At 72.0% G+C, this 14,693-nt stretch carries 12 protein-coding genes; 5 read left to right on the top strand and 7 right to left on the bottom strand.

Going from position 1 to position 14,693, the window contains the following annotated elements:
* Positions 1–6: 6 nt before the first annotated feature.
* Genes ACFZCF_RS17935 through ACFZCF_RS17925 form a run of 3 tightly spaced genes read right to left on the bottom strand, consistent with a single transcriptional unit; the run spans position 7 to position 3,057 of the window.
* Positions 7–846, bottom strand: a complete 840-nt coding sequence (locus tag ACFZCF_RS17935; RefSeq protein WP_391287209.1) for an ABC transporter permease subunit — start codon at positions 844–846, stop codon at positions 7–9.
* Positions 846–1,730 (bottom strand): ABC transporter permease subunit, encoded by an 885-nt coding sequence (locus ACFZCF_RS17930; RefSeq protein ID WP_391287208.1) that lies wholly within the window; start codon positions 1,728–1,730, stop codon positions 846–848. The genes ACFZCF_RS17935 and ACFZCF_RS17930 overlap by 1 nt, the downstream gene beginning before the upstream one ends.
* Positions 1,731–1,749: 19 nt before the next feature.
* Positions 1,750–3,057: an ABC transporter substrate-binding protein gene (locus ACFZCF_RS17925; RefSeq protein ID WP_388444018.1), complete on the bottom strand. Its 1,308-nt coding sequence runs from the start codon at positions 3,055–3,057 to the stop codon at positions 1,750–1,752.
* A gap of 153 nt (positions 3,058–3,210) precedes the next feature.
* On the opposite strand from ACFZCF_RS17925, the gene ACFZCF_RS17920 reads away from it, so the two are divergent.
* Positions 3,211–4,266 (top strand): LacI family DNA-binding transcriptional regulator, encoded by a 1,056-nt coding sequence (locus tag ACFZCF_RS17920; RefSeq protein WP_388444015.1) that lies wholly within the window; start codon positions 3,211–3,213, stop codon positions 4,264–4,266.
* A 21-nt stretch (positions 4,267–4,287) separates the two neighbouring features.
* Here the strand turns inward: ACFZCF_RS17920 and ACFZCF_RS17915 are convergent, their stop codons facing one another.
* The 3 genes from ACFZCF_RS17915 to ACFZCF_RS17905 all read right to left on the bottom strand — a co-directional run bounded on the left by ACFZCF_RS17915 (position 4,288) and on the right by ACFZCF_RS17905 (position 7,020).
* Positions 4,288–5,484: a S8 family serine peptidase gene (locus tag ACFZCF_RS17915; RefSeq protein WP_391287207.1), complete on the bottom strand. Its 1,197-nt coding sequence runs from the start codon at positions 5,482–5,484 to the stop codon at positions 4,288–4,290.
* A gap of 120 nt (positions 5,485–5,604) precedes the next feature.
* On the bottom strand, positions 5,605–6,396 hold the full coding sequence (locus tag ACFZCF_RS17910) for a sortase domain-bontaining protein (RefSeq protein WP_391287206.1): 792 nt from the start codon (positions 6,394–6,396) through the stop codon (positions 5,605–5,607).
* 96 nt (positions 6,397–6,492) lie between these two features.
* Positions 6,493–7,020: an AAA family ATPase gene (locus ACFZCF_RS17905; protein WP_391287205.1), complete on the bottom strand. Its 528-nt coding sequence runs from the start codon at positions 7,018–7,020 to the stop codon at positions 6,493–6,495.
* Between the two features lie 329 nt (positions 7,021–7,349).
* Here ACFZCF_RS17905 and ACFZCF_RS17900 point away from each other — a divergent pair, with 329 nt between their 5' ends.
* From ACFZCF_RS17900 to ACFZCF_RS17890, 3 genes are all read left to right on the top strand, one after another.
* On the top strand, positions 7,350–9,398 hold the full coding sequence (locus ACFZCF_RS17900; RefSeq protein ID WP_391287204.1) for an ATP-binding cassette domain-containing protein: 2,049 nt from the start codon (positions 7,350–7,352) through the stop codon (positions 9,396–9,398).
* A 127-nt stretch (positions 9,399–9,525) separates the two neighbouring features.
* Positions 9,526–10,341 (top strand): alpha/beta fold hydrolase, encoded by an 816-nt coding sequence (locus ACFZCF_RS17895; RefSeq protein ID WP_391287203.1) that lies wholly within the window; start codon positions 9,526–9,528, stop codon positions 10,339–10,341.
* A 162-nt stretch (positions 10,342–10,503) separates the two neighbouring features.
* Positions 10,504–11,670 (top strand): esterase-like activity of phytase family protein, encoded by a 1,167-nt coding sequence (locus ACFZCF_RS17890; protein WP_391287202.1) that lies wholly within the window; start codon positions 10,504–10,506, stop codon positions 11,668–11,670.
* A gap of 195 nt (positions 11,671–11,865) precedes the next feature.
* Here ACFZCF_RS17890 and ACFZCF_RS17885 read toward each other — a convergent pair whose 3' ends face one another.
* Positions 11,866–12,351, bottom strand: coding sequence for a MarR family winged helix-turn-helix transcriptional regulator (locus tag ACFZCF_RS17885; RefSeq protein WP_388443991.1), 486 nt, complete (start codon positions 12,349–12,351; stop codon positions 11,866–11,868).
* Between the two features lie 114 nt (positions 12,352–12,465).
* Between ACFZCF_RS17885 and ACFZCF_RS17880 the strand changes: the two genes are divergently transcribed.
* Positions 12,466–14,601, top strand: coding sequence for an MMPL family transporter (locus tag ACFZCF_RS17880; RefSeq protein ID WP_391287201.1), 2,136 nt, complete (start codon positions 12,466–12,468; stop codon positions 14,599–14,601).
* The last annotated feature ends 92 nt before the right edge of the window (positions 14,602–14,693 follow it).

The raw sequence follows: 14,693 nt of genomic DNA, 5'->3' as shown, positions 1-14,693 counted from the left end.
GGGCGGTCACTTTCCTCCGACTCCCATCAGGCCCTGGACCAGGGCGCGACGGGCGAACAGATAGACGAACAGGATGGGGAGCATGGACAGGACGACGGCCGCGAGCAGACCGGGGATGTCGACGCCGTGCTCGGTCTGGAAGTCGTAGAGGCCCATGGTGATGACCTTGTTCTCCGAGGACTGGGTGAGCACGAGGGGGAAGAGGAAGCCGTTCCACGCCTGGAGCGCGGAGAAGACGACGATCGTCGAGAGCCCGCCCTTGGACAGCGGCAGCACCAGCTGGAGGAAGATCCGCCAGGAGGAGGCGCCGTCCACCGTCATCGCCTCGTACAGCTCGGAGGTGATGTCGCGCATGACGCCGGTGAGGATCAGGGCGCACACGGGCATGGCGAAGGCCGCCGTCGGCAGGATGACACCGAGGAGGTTGTCGTAGAGGCCGGCCTCGTTGATCAGGTAGAACATCGGCACGATGACGGCCTGGGAGGGGATGGCCAGACCGATCAGGAAGAGCCGGAAGACCCGGCCGGCGGCCTTGCCGTCGCTGCGGACGATCGCGTACGCCAGGGGCGGTACGAGCAGCAGGACGATCCCCACGACGGCGACGGTGACGACGACCGTGTTGAGGAAGTACTGCGCGAAGCCGTCGTTCAGGTCGCGGACGTAGTTGTCGAGCGTGACGCTCTCCGGGAAGCCGAGGGGGCCGTTCGCGGCGTACTCGGTCCGGGTCTGGAAGGTGGCGACGAGCATGACGTACAGCGGCAGGCCGACGACGACCAGCCAGACGAGGGAGCCGAAGCCGGCCAGGTAGTTGGGGCGCCTGCGCACCGCGCTGTCCCGCGTTCGCATCACACGCCCTCCAGGGTGCTGCGCATCCGGTCGTAGCCGCTGAGGCGGACCATGACGAGGGAGACGAGGGTGGCGACCAGCACGAGGAGCAGCGCGATGGCGGAGGCCGTGCCGAAGTCGAAACTCTTGAAGGCCTTCTGGTACATGAAGTAGGCCGTGTTCGTGGTGTCGGTGCCCGGGCCGCCCTGGGTGAGGATGAGGACGGTGTCGAAGGTGGTGAGCCCGCCGACCACCATGAGGATCGTGGAGGTCACGACGGTGTTGCGCAGCTGCGGCAGGGTGATGTGGAAGAACTGCCGGACCCGGCCCGCCCCGTCGATCTGCGCCGCTTGGTAGAGCACCTGGGGGATGGCCCGCGCGGCGCCCTGGTAGAGCAGCGTGTGCAGGGGCGTGAACTGCCAGGTGCCGACGAGGACGAGGACGCCGATCGCGCTCGACTGGACGCCGAAGAGGTTGCCGTCGCCGAACAACCAGGTCGCCTGGGCGGGGAGGCCGAAGTTGGGGTCGAGGAGGGCGCGCCACAGCACGGACACGGCGGTGACGGAGAGCAGCAGCGGGACGAAGTAGATCGCCGAGAGGACGGCGCGGTTGCGCTGGTGGCCGGCGGCCCAGACGCCGAGCAGGATGCTGATGGGGGTCTGGACGGCGACGCCGAGGACGGTGAGGACGAGGCTCAGCCAGAGGCTCTTCACCATCACGGGGTCGTCGAGGAGTTTGCTCCAGTTCTCCAGGCCGGCGAACTCGGGCGAGCCGAGGCCGTTCCAGCGGGTGAAGGAGAGCACGACGACCAGGAGGAGCGGGACGAGGGCGAACAGCCCGAAGAAGACGGCGGCCGGTGCCGCCCAGGCGAAGCCCGGGCGGCCGACACCGGTGGCGGGGGTCATGTCGGAGGAGTCCCGGAGGTCAGGCCGCGGGCAGGCTCTGCATGGCGGCGATGAAGGCGTCGGCGTCCGACTGTCCGTTGAAGAACTGCTGGACCGCCTGGTGGAGCGTCGTGGTGGCGGCCGGCGGGAACGCCTGGTCCCAGGAGAGCTGGAAGGCGGGGGCCTTCTTCACCAGGTCGTACTGGAACGTCGAGTACTCCGGGTTGGCGGCGGTGTCGAGGAACTTCGGGGTGTTGGTGGTCGTGGGCAGGTTGCCGATGGCGAGCTGCGCCTTGACGAACTCGTCGGAGTACATGAGCTTCAGGAAGTCCGCGACGGCCTCGGGGTGCTCGGTGCTCTTGAGGACCGAGTAGAAGTTGTTGGTGTTGCCGGCGATGTTGTCGCCGTTCCCCTTGCCGCCCGGGACGGCGGGGAAGGCGCCGTAGCCGAGGTCGCTCTTCACGAAGTCGGGGTAGGCGTCCTGGAGGGTGGAGTACTCCCAGGAGCCCATGAGTTCGAAGGCGGCCTTGCCGGTGGCGAGCAGCGCGGGCGAACCGCCGTCGGTGAACTTGACCGAGTCGTAGTTGGTGCCGAAGGCGCCGGCGTCGATCAGCTCCTTGAGCATGCCGAGCGCCTTCCTGCTGTCGGCGCTCGCCCAGACGTCCTTGTCGCCCTGGACGGCCTTCGCGAAGTGCTCGGGCCCGGCCACCCGGTCGTAGACGTACTGGAACCACATCTGCGTGGGCCACTTGTCGCCGCCGCCCAGGGCGATGGGGGTGACGCCCTTGGCCTTCAGCGCCTTGACGGCGGCCAGGAGCTCGTCCCAGGTCCGCGGGGCGGCGACGCCCGCCTCCCGGAGCACCTTCTCGTTGCTGAAGAGCAGGACGGGCTGGGTGCCGCGCATCGGCACCCCGTACGGCTTGCCGTCGACGACCGCGGTGTCGAAGACCGACGGCAGGAAGTCGGACTTGAGCTTGGGGTCCTTCGCGATGAAGTCGTCGAGGGGCATCAGCAGCCCGGCGTCGACGAACGGCTTGATGCTGCCGCCGCCCCAGTTGAAGAACACGTCCGGGGCCTGCTTGCCGCTGATGATCGTCTGCAGCTTGGACTGGTAGTCGGCGCCCGGGATCGTGTCGAGGACCGCCTTGACCTTCGAGGTCTTGTTGAAGGTGTCGACGAGCTGCTTCTCGACCTTGTTCGTCGCGTCCCCGTAGACGAGGACGTGGATCGTGTCCGAGTCGCCGCCCGCCCCGTCCCCCGAGCCGCCGCAGCCGGCCAGGGAGAGGGTCAGGGCCAGTGACGCCCCGCCGACGACCGCCGTTCTCAGGAGCCGTATGTGCCGCTTCATCGCACCGCCTCGCTTCGAAAGAGTTTCGGAACTGTTTCCGAAACTTCATGGGCGGGACGCTAGGACGGCGCCGCGAAACCGGTCAACCCCCTGTCGCCGCGTTATGGAAACGTGACATCCGGTCGGGGGCGCTTGGTGCTTTATGCTGCTCGGATGCGTGATGACGAGGAGAACCGGCGGATCACCCTGGCCGAGGTGGCCGAGAAGGCCGGAGTCTCGCTTTCGACAGTTTCGAAAGTCCTCAACGGACGCCAGGACGTCTCGCCCCGGACCCGCGGCAAGGTCGAGGCCCTCCTGGAGGCGCACTCCTACCGGCGGACCACCCGGGCGGCAGGCGAGGCCCCGCTCATCGAACTCGTCTTCCACGAGCTCGACAGCGTGTGGTCGATGGAGCTGATCCGAGGCGTGGAGAACCTCGCCAAGGCCCATCAGGCGAGCGTCGTCCTCACCGAGAGCGGCACCCGGCACGCGCCGGGACCGGACTGGATCGAGGGCGTCCTGCAGCGCCGCCCCATCGGCGTCGTCCTCGTCTTCTCCTCGCTCCCCGCCGAGGTCAAACGCCAACTCGGAGCCCGCTCCATCCCCTTCGTGATCGTCGACCCCGCCGGAGACCCGGAGCCGGACGTGCCGTCGGTGGGCTCGGCCAACTGGGCGGGCGGCGTCGCCGCCACCCGCCACCTCGTCGACCTGGGCCACCGCCGCATCGCCATCATCACCGGCCCCGAGGACGTCCTCTGCTCCCTCGCCCGCCTCGACGGCTACCGCTCGACCCTCGGCATGGCCGGACTGGAGAGCGATCCGGCGCTCGTCCGCTTCGGCGACTTCCACGTCGACGGCGGCTACGCCCACGCCCTCGACCTGCTGCGGCTCCCCGACCGCCCCACCGCGATCTTCGCCGGCAGCGACCTCCAGGCCCTCGGCGTCCTGGAGGCGGCCCGGGTCTGCGGCCTGCGCGTCCCCGAGGACCTCTCCGTCGTCGGCTACGACGACGTGATGCCCGCCCGCTGGTCCAGTCCCGCCCTCACCACCGTCCACCAGCCCCTGCGCCAGATGGGCGAGGAGGCCGTCCAGATGCTGCTCCGGCTCCGCGCGGGCGAACCGTCGGTGACCCGCCTGGAACTCGCGACCAGCCTCGTCGTCAGGAACAGCACCGCCCCGCCGCCCGCCGCCCCCGCCCCGGCGTCGCCGACCACCCGGGGCGGGGTGTGAGGAGGGCGGCGGGGGCGGGCGCTACAGGCCGCCGGTGTACAGCAGCTTGTTGGGGGTGTTGTTGCTGAGGCTGGTCAGGAGGCCCTTGGTGGAGTTGCCGTCGAGCCACTGGCCGACCTCGGCCGGACCGGCGGTGGGGTGCTGCGCCTTGTAGAGCGCGGCGACCCCCGTTACGTGCGGCGCGGCCATGGAGGTGCCGTTCATGGCGACGGCACCGCCGCCGAGCTTCGCCGAGACGACGTCCTGGCCGGGCGCGAAGATCTCGACGCACTCGCCGTGGTTGGAGAAGGACGTCTCCTGGTCCCACACGTTGGACGCGGCGACCGTGAACGTGCCCGCGGCGGACGCGGGCGAGACGTCGCAGGCGTCCTTCGCGGAGTTGCCGGCCGCGATGACGGGCAGGACGCCCGCCGAGTACAACGCGGTCGTGGCGTTGTCGACGGCGACGGACTTGTCCCCGCCCAGCGAACCGTTCAGGACCGCCGGCTGCTTCGCGTTCTTGGCGACCCAGTCGATCCCCGCGATGATCCCGGAGTACGACCCCCGGGAGTCGCAGCCCAGCACCCGCACGCTCACCAGCGCGGCCTTGCGCGCGACGCCGTACGTCTTCCCCGCCACGGTGCCCGCCACGTGCGTCCCGTGGCCGTGGCAGTCCTGCCCGGCCCGCCCGTCGCCCATGGCGTCGAAACCGAACGAGGCCCGGCCGCCGAACTCGTCGTGCGCGTAGTCGATCCCCGTGTCGAGGATGTACGCGGTCACCCCGGCGCCGCTCCCGCGCGTGGTGTAGTCGTCGTCGAGCGGCAGGTTCCACTGGTTGATCCGGTCGAGCCCCCACGTGGCGGCCGGAGCGCGGGTGTGGGCGGGCGCGACGGGCTGCGGCGGAGCCAGGGCCACCGCGTCCTCCTCGACGGACGCCACCCCGGCCGTCTTCCTGACGAGGTCCAGCTCGGCCGCGCTCAGCGGCACCGCGAAGCCGTTCAGGGCCTTCTCGTAGACGAACGTGGGCTTCAGCCCCAGCTTCTTCGCCACCGCGGCCGCGTCGGCCGTGCCGTCCAGGGTCACGATGTACTGGCCCGGTACCGCGTGGGCGGCGGTCATGAGCGGCGCCGGGGTCGGATCCTGCACGGCGCCGGTCTCCGCGGCGGTGGCGGCGGGCCCGGCGAGGGCCAGGGCGGTGACGGCGGTGCTCGCGAGAGCGAGTCTGGTACGTGTGTTCATGCCGGGAGGGCACCACGCGGAAACGATCACGGGCCAGCACATTCCCGAGGATTCCAACGGATGCCGCGAACATCACCGCAATGCGCTCCGCCGAAGCGGTGCCGTCGGCGCTCCCGGTCCTCAGCCGGACGCGGGACCGGACCCGGACACGGATCCGGCACCGGCCCCGGACGTGGATGCGGCACCGGCCCCGGACGCGGGCCGGGTCGTGGTGAGGAGGCCTATCTTGTCGATCCGGTGCTCCGGATTTCCCTGGGCGTCCCGCCAGAAGTTGCCGGCCGCGTCGTCCTCGGGAGTCGCGCAGGTGGACAGCGTGATCATGGCCCGGGTGGGCCGCTCGCCGGGCGCCCCCGGGACCGCGGCCCGCTGCTCTTCGAGGGACCGCTCGGAGCGGAACGAGGTGGTGCGGGTCTCGACGATCCGGTAGGTGTACGTGGCGCCGCCGGCGGTGACGTGCACCAGGTCGCCGACCTCGACGTCGGGCAGCTCGCGCAGCGGCCCCCCGGCCGAGAGACGGTGCGCCGTCACCTGGTAGTTGCCTATGTCACCGGGCCCGACGCCGCCCTGGTCGCCGTACGGGCTGGCCGCGACGCCCCGGTCCTGGATGCGGGTCCCGGCCCGGTCGTCGGTCTTCCCCTCGTACGGCACGACCCGCAGGTCCGCGACCCCGATCGCGGGGATGTCGATTTCGGCGGCCCGCGGCCGGGGGCTGGGCACGGGACGGGGCACGGGACCGGGAGAGGTGGCCACGGGCGTGGGCTCGGCGGCCTGGGTGACACGGACCGGCGGGGGAGCCGTGACGGTGCTGCCGGAGGTGGCGGGGGGCGGCGGGGCGCACGCGGCGAGCAGCAGGAGAAGCCCCGCCGAGGCGGCGGAGGCGGTGGAGACGGCGGTACGGCGGGTACGGCCCATGGCTGCGCAACACCGGCCCGCCACCGGACATTCCCGACCTCACGGAGGCGGACCGATGCGGGACGGACGGTGACGGCGCGGAGCGGACGGCGCGGATCAGCCCCGGGCGGACTCCGCGATCCGCAGGGCGGCCTCGGCGGGGGTGAGATGCGTGGTGTCGACGACCTCGGCCTCGGCGTGCAGCCAGGTGCGCGCCGCTTCGGCGTACGGCTCCAGGTACTGGAGACGGAAGGGGGAGTTCGGGCCGGTGACGGTGTCGCCCGCGATGCGGGCCCGGAGGGTGTCCTGGTCGGCGTGGAGGACGAAGTGCCGGACCGGAACGCCGTGCCGGGCGAGGCCCCCGTTGATCTCGCGCCAGTACTCCTCGACGAGGACGGTCATGGGCATCACCAGCGTGCCGCCCGTGTAGGCGAGGACGTGCCGGGCGGTCTCCACCACGAGCGGTCGCCACGGCGGCCAGTGCTGGAAGTTGCTCGTCGCCGGCAGCCCCGGCGTGATGTCCATGAGTGTCTCGCCGACCTTCTCGGCGTCGAACACCCTGGAGCCCGGGATGAGTTGCCGCACCAGCGCGGCGGTCGTCGTCTTGCCCGCGCCATGGGTGCCGTTGAGCCACACGATCGTCATGGGAGCCGAGGCTAACGCCGGGTGGTCCGGCTGGTCCCGGCGTCCACACGGGCATCGGCGTTTCGGCCATGCCAGGACTCCGCCCCGATCCGTGCCCCGCACGGATCGATGTACAGGGAACGAACCTCCTTTCGCCTGCCCGCCGGGTTCGAACGCCGTCCGAATCGGATGTGCTCGACCCGGGACGCCACCTCGTTGAGCCGTCCGACACCCCACCCCGCAGGCTTGGAGGACGTGTTGTACTCGCATCTCGCCGCTTCTCCCCTTCTCCCCGCCCCACCGCCGGCCGGCCACCACCGGGCGCGAGCCACGGCTCCGGGGTGGTCCGCATGAGCGCACGCACCCCCGGGGCGACGGCCCCCGACAGCTCCGTCCCCTCCCCGCGCACGCCGACGCTCGGCCCGCCCCCGTCCTCGGGTACCGCCGGCGGGGACGGAGCGGACATCACGGAGGGGATGGAAGAGGCCTACTGGTCCGTCCACGACGGGGCCGTGGCGACGGCGACCGTCCGGGAGATCCTCGGCGGGCTGCCGCGGACCACCCGCCGGATCGGTCGGCTCGCCTGGCGGGCGGACCCGCGCGCCACCCTCGCCGTGATCACCTGCCAGCTCGCCTCCGCCGCCATGACCGCCTTCGGGCTCCTGGCCTCGGTGGGCGTCCTGCGGGAACTGTTCGCGGACGGGCCGACACCCGAGCGCGTCCGGGCCGCCGTCCTCCAGGTCCTCCTCGTCGCCGGCCTGCTCGCCCTGCGGGCCCTGCTGGACGCCGGCGTCGGGATGGCCCAGGCACGGGTGACGCCGAAGATCCGGACCGCGTTGGAGAAGGAGTTCCTCCGGCTGACCGCGCACGTGCGCCTGGAGGCGGTGGAGGACGCGGACTGGCACGACGAGGTGTTCCGCGCGTACGACCGCGGGCTGTTCTACGCCCGCGAGCTCATCGGGCAGGTCGTCGCGCTCGCGTCGGCCGCGCTCGGTCTGGCCGGCACCCTCGGCGTCCTCGCCCTCCTGCATCCGGCCCTGCTGCCGCTGATGCTGCTGTCGGTGCTGCCCGTCGGCATCGCGGCGGTCCGCAGCGCACGGGCCAGGTTCCACTCCTTCAAGCGGTGGAACGCCCTGCAGCGCCGCCTCCGCGTCTTCACCTGGCTGCTGCTCGACCAGGACGCCGCCGCCGAGGTGCGCTCCGACACGGTGCAGACGGCGCTGCTCGACGAGCACGACCGGCTGATCACCCGGATCGCGCAGGAGGACACGCGCCTCCGGGAGCAGGCGGCCCTGCTGCACCTGACGGGCCGGGGAGTCGGCGGCCTGGGCACCGCCGTCACCTACGGGGCGCTGACCGCCATGCTGATCGGCGGCTGGCTCCCCCTCGCCGCCGGCGCGAGTGCCGTCCTGGCCGTGCAGAGCGGACAGGCCGCGCTCACCCGGCTCGTCGACGTCGCCCACCTCGTGTACGAGCACGCCCTGTGGGTGACGGACCTCGAAGCCGTACTCGAACGCTGCCGCGGCCTGCAGATGCGGGCCGGCACCCGCCAGGCTCCCGGGCGCGTGGCGACGATCGAACTCGACGACGTGTCGTTCACGTACGCGGGAAAGCCCGAACCCGCCCTCTCCCGGGTGTCGATGACCCTCACGGCGGGGGAGACGGTCGCCTTCGTCGGCACCAACGGCGGCGGCAAGACGACGGCCTCCAAGCTCCTGGCCGGACTCCACGAGCCACAGGGCGGAACGATCCGCTGGGACGGCGTCGACGTACGGGCGATGGACGCCCGGTCGCTCCAGCGACAGGTCGCCTTCGTCCTCCAGGAACCCGTACGGTTCCCGTTCAGCGCCCTGGCCAACATCACCGCCTCCACCGGCAGCCTCACCGACGCCGACCCGGACCGCGCCCTCGCCGCCGCCCGCGCCTCGGGCGCCGACCAGGTCATCGCCCGCCTGCCCGAACAGTGGAACACGCTGCTGTCCAAGCGGTTCCGCGGCGGGCAGGACCTCTCCGGCGGCCAGTGGGCCAAGATGGCCGTGGCCCGCGGCCTCTACAACGACGCCCCGCTGCTCCTGCTCGACGAACCGACCGCGAGCATGGACCCGCCGTCCGAGCACGCCGTCTACGAGGCGGTCCTCCGCGGCCGCCTGCGCGAGGACCAGATCACCGTCCTCATCTCCCACCGCCTCGCCAGCGTCGTCGACTGCGACCGCATCTACGTCTTCGACGCCGGCAGGGTCGTGGAGGAGGGCACCCACGCCGAACTCCTGGCGCGGGACGGCCTCTACGCCCGCATGTTCGCCCTGCAGGCCGCCGCCTACCAGCCCGCCACGGCACCCGCCGTCGACGGAGCGCCCGCTGTCGTCGGAACGCCCGCCGTCGACGGAGCGCCCGGCTAGGAGCCGGCGGCGCGAGTGGAGCCGGTCGGCCCCGTCATCCGGGGCCGACCGGCCGACTCGGACACGCCGTCCCTCACCCGGGAAACACCACTGCGCGCCCGGCGATCACGGGGCTAGGGTGCCTGGCATGGACACCGTAACCCTGCGTGGCGTCACCGTTCAGTACGACGACTCCGGCCCGTCGGCCGGACTGCCGGTCCTGCTGATCCACGGCCACCCCTTCGACCGGACCCTGTGGGCACCCCAGGTCACGGCGCTGACCGGGGCCGGCCACCGGGTCGTCACCCCCGATCTGCGCGGCTACGGCCGCAGCGGCGTCACCCCCGGGCAGGTGTTCCTCTCGGACTTCGCCGACGACCTCGCCGCGCTCCTCGACCATCTGGGCATCGAGCGGGCGGTGGTCGGCGGCGTCTCCATGGGCGGCCAGATCGCCATGGAGTTCCACCACCGCCACCCGCGCCGGGTGCGTGCCCTCGTGCTGTCCGACACCTCGGCCCCCGCCGAGACCGACGAGGGCAAGGACGTCCGCAACCGCCTCGCCGACCGGCTCCTCGCCGAGGGGATGGCCGGCTACGCGGACGAGGTGATCGACAAGATGCTCGCCGCGTACAACGTCACCGCGATGCCGGAGGTCGCCGAACGGGTCCTGGCGATGATGCGCGCCACCGACCCCCGAGGCGCCGCCGCGGCGCTCCGTGGGCGGGCCGAACGCCGCGACTACCGTGACACGCTCCCCGCCGTCCGGGAGCCGGTGCTCGTCATCGTCGGAGCGGACGACGTCTACACCCCCGTCGCCGCCGCCGAGGCGATCCACCACCTCGTCCCGCACGCCGTCCTGACGGTCCTGCACGGTGCCGGACACCTGCCGGGCGTCGAGCAGCCCGACCGCTTCAACGCGGCGATGCTGGACTTCCTCGACAGCCAGGTGAAGACCCGGGACTGAACCCCACCGCGCCCCGGCCGGCCCCGGACCCGCTCGCCGTGCGGCGGCCCCCGCGGGGCCCGTCCACGGCCGCCCGCCCCGGGCGATCACCGAAGCGTCGCCCGGGAAGCCTTACCCGATTGGGCGACTGTGCTCCGGCCCTTCAGAGGCCAAGATCAACTCGTGAGTTCTTCCCTGACGCGCCGCGCGTGCGCCGCAGCCCTGCTCCTGACCGCCACCCTCGCCCCCGCCGTGGCCTCCGCCGCCCAAACGTCCGACACCGGACAGGGGTTGGGGCGCTCCGTCCAGGCCCGCCTGCTCGGCGAGAAGACCGTGCCGCACAAGCTCCCCTTCGAGGACACCACGGTCGGCGGCCTCTCCGGCATCGACCGCAACCCGTGCACCGGCGAGTACGTGTTCATCAGCGACGACCGTTCCTACCTCCAGCCCGCCCGCTTCTACACGGCGAAGCTGGACGTGGACGCCGACGGCGTGCACGCCGTCGACTTCACCGGCACCCACCCCTTCCGCCAGCCGGACGGCTCGGTCTACCCGGCCCCGACCGTGGGCGACGGAAAGGCCGTCGACCCGGAGGAGATCCGGGTCGACCCGCGAGGCTGCCACTACTGGTGGGCACAGGAGGGCGACCGGCCCAAGGCGGTCGGCCCGGCGGTCGTCCAGCCGTCGATCCAGTACGCCTCCGCCACCGGCGACCACCTCGGACAGCTGAGGCTGCCGGCGAACTACGAGATCACGATGGAAGAGCGCGGCCCGCGCCGGAACCAGGCGATCGAGGCGATCACCTTCGGCTCCCGGGGCAAGGTGGTGACCAGCGCGATCGAGGGACCGCTCCTCCAGGACGGCCCCGAGCCCGACCTGGCGAACGGCGCGCTGATCCGCGTCACGCGGCAGAACCGCGACGGGCGGGTGCTCGGGCAGTTCGCCTACCCGCTGGAGAAGATCTTCGCCGAGAGCGACCCCGACAGCCCCTGGGGCCCGGACACCGGCGTCCCCTCCATCCTGGCCTTCCCGGACCAGCCCCACCGCTACCTGGTGCTGGAGCGCACCTGGGTCGCCGGCGCGGGCTACAAGATCCGCCTCTTCGACGCCACCACGCGCGGGGCGACCGACGTACGGGAGCTGTACTCGCTGGCCGGGCAGCCCGTGACGCCGATGCGCAAGCGCCTCGTCGCGGACTTCGACACCCTGGGCCTCTCCGCCGTCGACAACACCGAGGGCATGACGTGGGGCCCGGACCTGCCTTCCGGCGAGCGCCTGCTGATCCTCGTCAGCGACGACAACTTCGCCGAGGACGCGATCACCCAGGTCGTGGCCCTCGGCCTCCGCTGACGAAGCTCCGACGCACGGCACCGGCCCCTCCGGCATGACGAAGGGTGCCTGGTCCGGGAACCCTCCCGAGCCAGGCACCCTTCGTCGTGACGCGGACCGACCCGGCAGCCCCGCACGGCGACGAGGCGGCAACCGGCTGCGGGGCCCCTTCCGGTCTCGCCCCCGGTGGCGGTCGCACCGGATCCCCGCCACCCCTCACGCCCCGCGTTCCGCGGCCAGTTCCGTGTTGAGCGCGTGCAGGAAGGCGGCGATCGTCGTGAGTTCGGCGGGGGTGAACTTGCCGCGGGCGGTCTCGGTGGCCCGGGCCAGGGGGCTGAAGTACGCGCGGGCCAGGGTGCGGGCTTCGGACTTGTAGACGACGTGGACGACTCTGCGGTCCGCGCTGTCCCGTTCCCGGCTGATGTGCCCCGAGCGTTCCAGGCGGTCGAGGCAGGCGGTGACGGCCCCGGACGTCAGGCCCAGTTCTTCCCTCAGGCGTGTCGGGGTGACGGGCGCGTCCGTGCCGGCGGAGGAGTCCATGATGACGGAAAGGGCGTGGATGTCCGTCGCGTGCAGCCCGTGGTCGTGAGCGAAGTCCAGGGTGCTCCGGTTCAGCTCCCGATGGAGCGTGCGGAGCAGGACGGCGTACGCGAACAGGTCGTTCGGCTGCTCGGCGGGGTCCGACGGCGGGGGTGACTGCATGGGTAGAGTATAAGATCACTCAATCATTGAGATACATTCTCGTTGAGATATCTCTCTCGGCCTCCTTTCCCTCTCCTCTCCTCTTCCTCCGTCCCTGCCCCCGTTAGGGAGTCGATGAACAACGCGCGCCGACCAGTCCGCTGGCTGGTCCCGATCGTCCTCGTGGTCGTCTGGCTCGGCCTGGGAGGAGCCTTCGGCTCCTACGCCGGCAAGCTCGGCGAGGTCTCCACGAACGACCAGGCGGCCTTCCTGCCGCAGAACGCCGAGTCCACGAAGGTCATCACCGAGCAGAAGGCCTTCAGCCGACAGGAAGTCCCCGTCATCGTCGTCTGGACCGCGCCCGGCGGCGCCGACGTGACGGACAGCCAGCAGAAGGCGGCCACCGCCGCCCTTCGGTCGCTGGCGGGCACCGAAGGCGTCGCCGGGCCGCCCTCGCCCGCCTTCCGCTCCCAGGACGGAAAGGCCCTCCAAGGCGTCGTGCCCCTCGCGCCCGACCTCGGGGAACGACTCGAAGGGGTGCTGGACGAGGTCGAGCGGGCGGCGGCCGAGGTGCCGGACGCGCGGGCCCAGCTCGCCGGGCCCGCGGCCACCCAGGGCGATCTGGGCGAGGCGTTCGCGGGAATCGACGGGCTCCTGCTCGGCGTGGCGCTGGCCGCCGTCCTGCTCATCCTCCTGCTCGTCTACCGCAGCGTCCTGCTGCCCTTCCTGATCATCGTCAGCGCCGTCTTCGCGCTCGGAGTCGCCGGCGCGATCGTGTACGTCCTCGCCGACCACGACGTCGTCCGAGTCGACGGGCAGGTCCAGGGCATCCTGTCCATCCTGGTGATCGGCGCCGCCACCGACTACGCGCTGCTGCTCACCGCCCGGTTCCGCGAGGAGATCGCCGCCGGTCGTGACCGCTCCACCGCCGCGTGGGCCGCCACCCGGGGATCCTTCGGCGCCGTCACCGCCAGCGCCGCGACCGTCGCCCTCGGCCTGCTGGCCCTGCTCCTCAGCGACCTGACCAACAACAGGGCTCTCGGTCCCGTCGGCGCGATCGGCGTCGTGTGCGCCGTCCTCACGACCCTCACGTTCCTGCCCGCGGTCCTGGCCCTGATGGGCAGGACCGCGTTCTGGCCGGCCAAGCCGAAGTCGGCCGACGCGGAGACGGGCGGTCACGGCATCTGGCGTCGCGTCGCCCACCGGGTCGACGCCCGCCCCCGGCAGCTGTGGATCGTCACCACCGCCCTCCTGCTGGCCGGTGCGGCGTTCTACCCCGCCCTGCAGTCGAAGGGCGTGCCGCTGGACGAACTGTTCGTCAACGACGCCCCGTCCGTCGCCGCCCAGCAGACCCTGGGCCGGCACTTCCCCGGCGGCTCCGGCCAGCCCGCGGTCGTCATCGCGGACGCCACGAGCCGGGACGCCGTGGAGGAAGCGGCGGCGGCGACCCCCGGAGTGGCCGACGTGCGGGTCACCACCCGCGGTCCCGGCGGGCCGCCGCTGGTCGTCGACGGCAAGGTCCGCATCGACGCCACCCTGGCCGAGGCCCCCGACAGCGACGAGGCCAAGCGGACCGTCCGGACCCTGCGCGAGCGGGTCCACGCCGCCGACACGGAGGCCCTGGTCGGCGGCTACACGGCACAGCAGTACGACACGCAGCGCACCGCGGAGCACGACAAGAACCTGATCATCCCCGTCGTCCTCGCCATCATCCTCGTCATCCTGATCGTCCTCCTCCGGTCCCTGCTCCTGCCCGTTCTCCTCGTCGCCACCGTCGGTCTGAACTACCTGGCGACGCTCGGCATCGCCGGGCTGGTCTTCGAGCACGGCTTCGGCTTCTCCGGAACGGACGCCTCCGTCCCGCTGTACGGATTCGTCTTCCTCGTGGCCCTCGGAGTCGACTACAACATCTTCCTCATGTCCCGCGTCCGTGAGGAGACCCTGCGGCTCGGCACCCGGCAGGGCATGCTGCGCGGGCTCATCGCCACCGGCGGTGTGATCACGTCGGCGGGCGTCGTCCTCGCGGCGACCTTCGCGGCCCTCATCGTCATCCCGCTCGCCTTCCTGGCGCAGATCGCCTTCATCGTCGCCTTCGGCGTGCTCCTCGACACGATCGTGGTGCGGTCGCTCCTGGTCCCCGCCCTGGTGCGCGACATCGGCCCGAAGGTTTGGTGGCCCAGCGGGCTCGCTGACGAGGCCGTGCCGAAGGCGTCGGACCCGACCGCGACGGGTGTGACGGCGACGGCGGGGGATGCGGGCGGCACCCGCTAGCACGGCTCCGACCGTCCGCGAGGACACCCCGGTGCGCCCGCCCGCCTCGGGCGCACCGGAACCGGAAGCCGGGAGCGGGGCGCCTCCCTGCC

This window comes from Streptomyces sp. NPDC007945, from assembly GCF_042958885.1.
GTDB lineage: Bacteria > Actinomycetota > Actinomycetes > Streptomycetales > Streptomycetaceae > Streptomyces.
This window is presented reverse-complemented; position numbering and strand designations above follow the sequence as displayed.

Bases quoted from the DNA above. Each gene is read 5' to 3' on its own strand.
- ACFZCF_RS17885 (WP_388443991.1), bottom strand. From the start codon at position 12,351: ATGCAGTCACCCCCGCCGTCGGACCCCGCCGAGCAGCCGAACGACCTG.
- ACFZCF_RS17935 (WP_391287209.1), bottom strand. From the start codon at position 846: ATGCGAACGCGGGACAGCGCGGTGCGCAGGCGCCCCAACTACCTGGCC.
- ACFZCF_RS17915 (WP_391287207.1), bottom strand. From the start codon at position 5,484: ATGAACACACGTACCAGACTCGCTCTCGCGAGCACCGCCGTCACCGCC.
- ACFZCF_RS17880 (WP_391287201.1), top strand. From the start codon at position 12,466: ATGAACAACGCGCGCCGACCAGTCCGCTGGCTGGTCCCGATCGTCCTC.
- ACFZCF_RS17925 (WP_388444018.1), bottom strand. From the start codon at position 3,057: ATGAAGCGGCACATACGGCTCCTGAGAACGGCGGTCGTCGGCGGGGCG.
- ACFZCF_RS17910 (WP_391287206.1), bottom strand. From the start codon at position 6,396: ATGGGCCGTACCCGCCGTACCGCCGTCTCCACCGCCTCCGCCGCCTCG.
- ACFZCF_RS17930 (WP_391287208.1), bottom strand. From the start codon at position 1,730: ATGACCCCCGCCACCGGTGTCGGCCGCCCGGGCTTCGCCTGGGCGGCA.
- ACFZCF_RS17920 (WP_388444015.1), top strand. From the start codon at position 3,211: ATGCGTGATGACGAGGAGAACCGGCGGATCACCCTGGCCGAGGTGGCC.
- ACFZCF_RS17895 (WP_391287203.1), top strand. From the start codon at position 9,526: ATGGACACCGTAACCCTGCGTGGCGTCACCGTTCAGTACGACGACTCC.
- ACFZCF_RS17900 (WP_391287204.1), top strand. From the start codon at position 7,350: ATGAGCGCACGCACCCCCGGGGCGACGGCCCCCGACAGCTCCGTCCCC.
- ACFZCF_RS17905 (WP_391287205.1), bottom strand. From the start codon at position 7,020: ATGACGATCGTGTGGCTCAACGGCACCCATGGCGCGGGCAAGACGACG.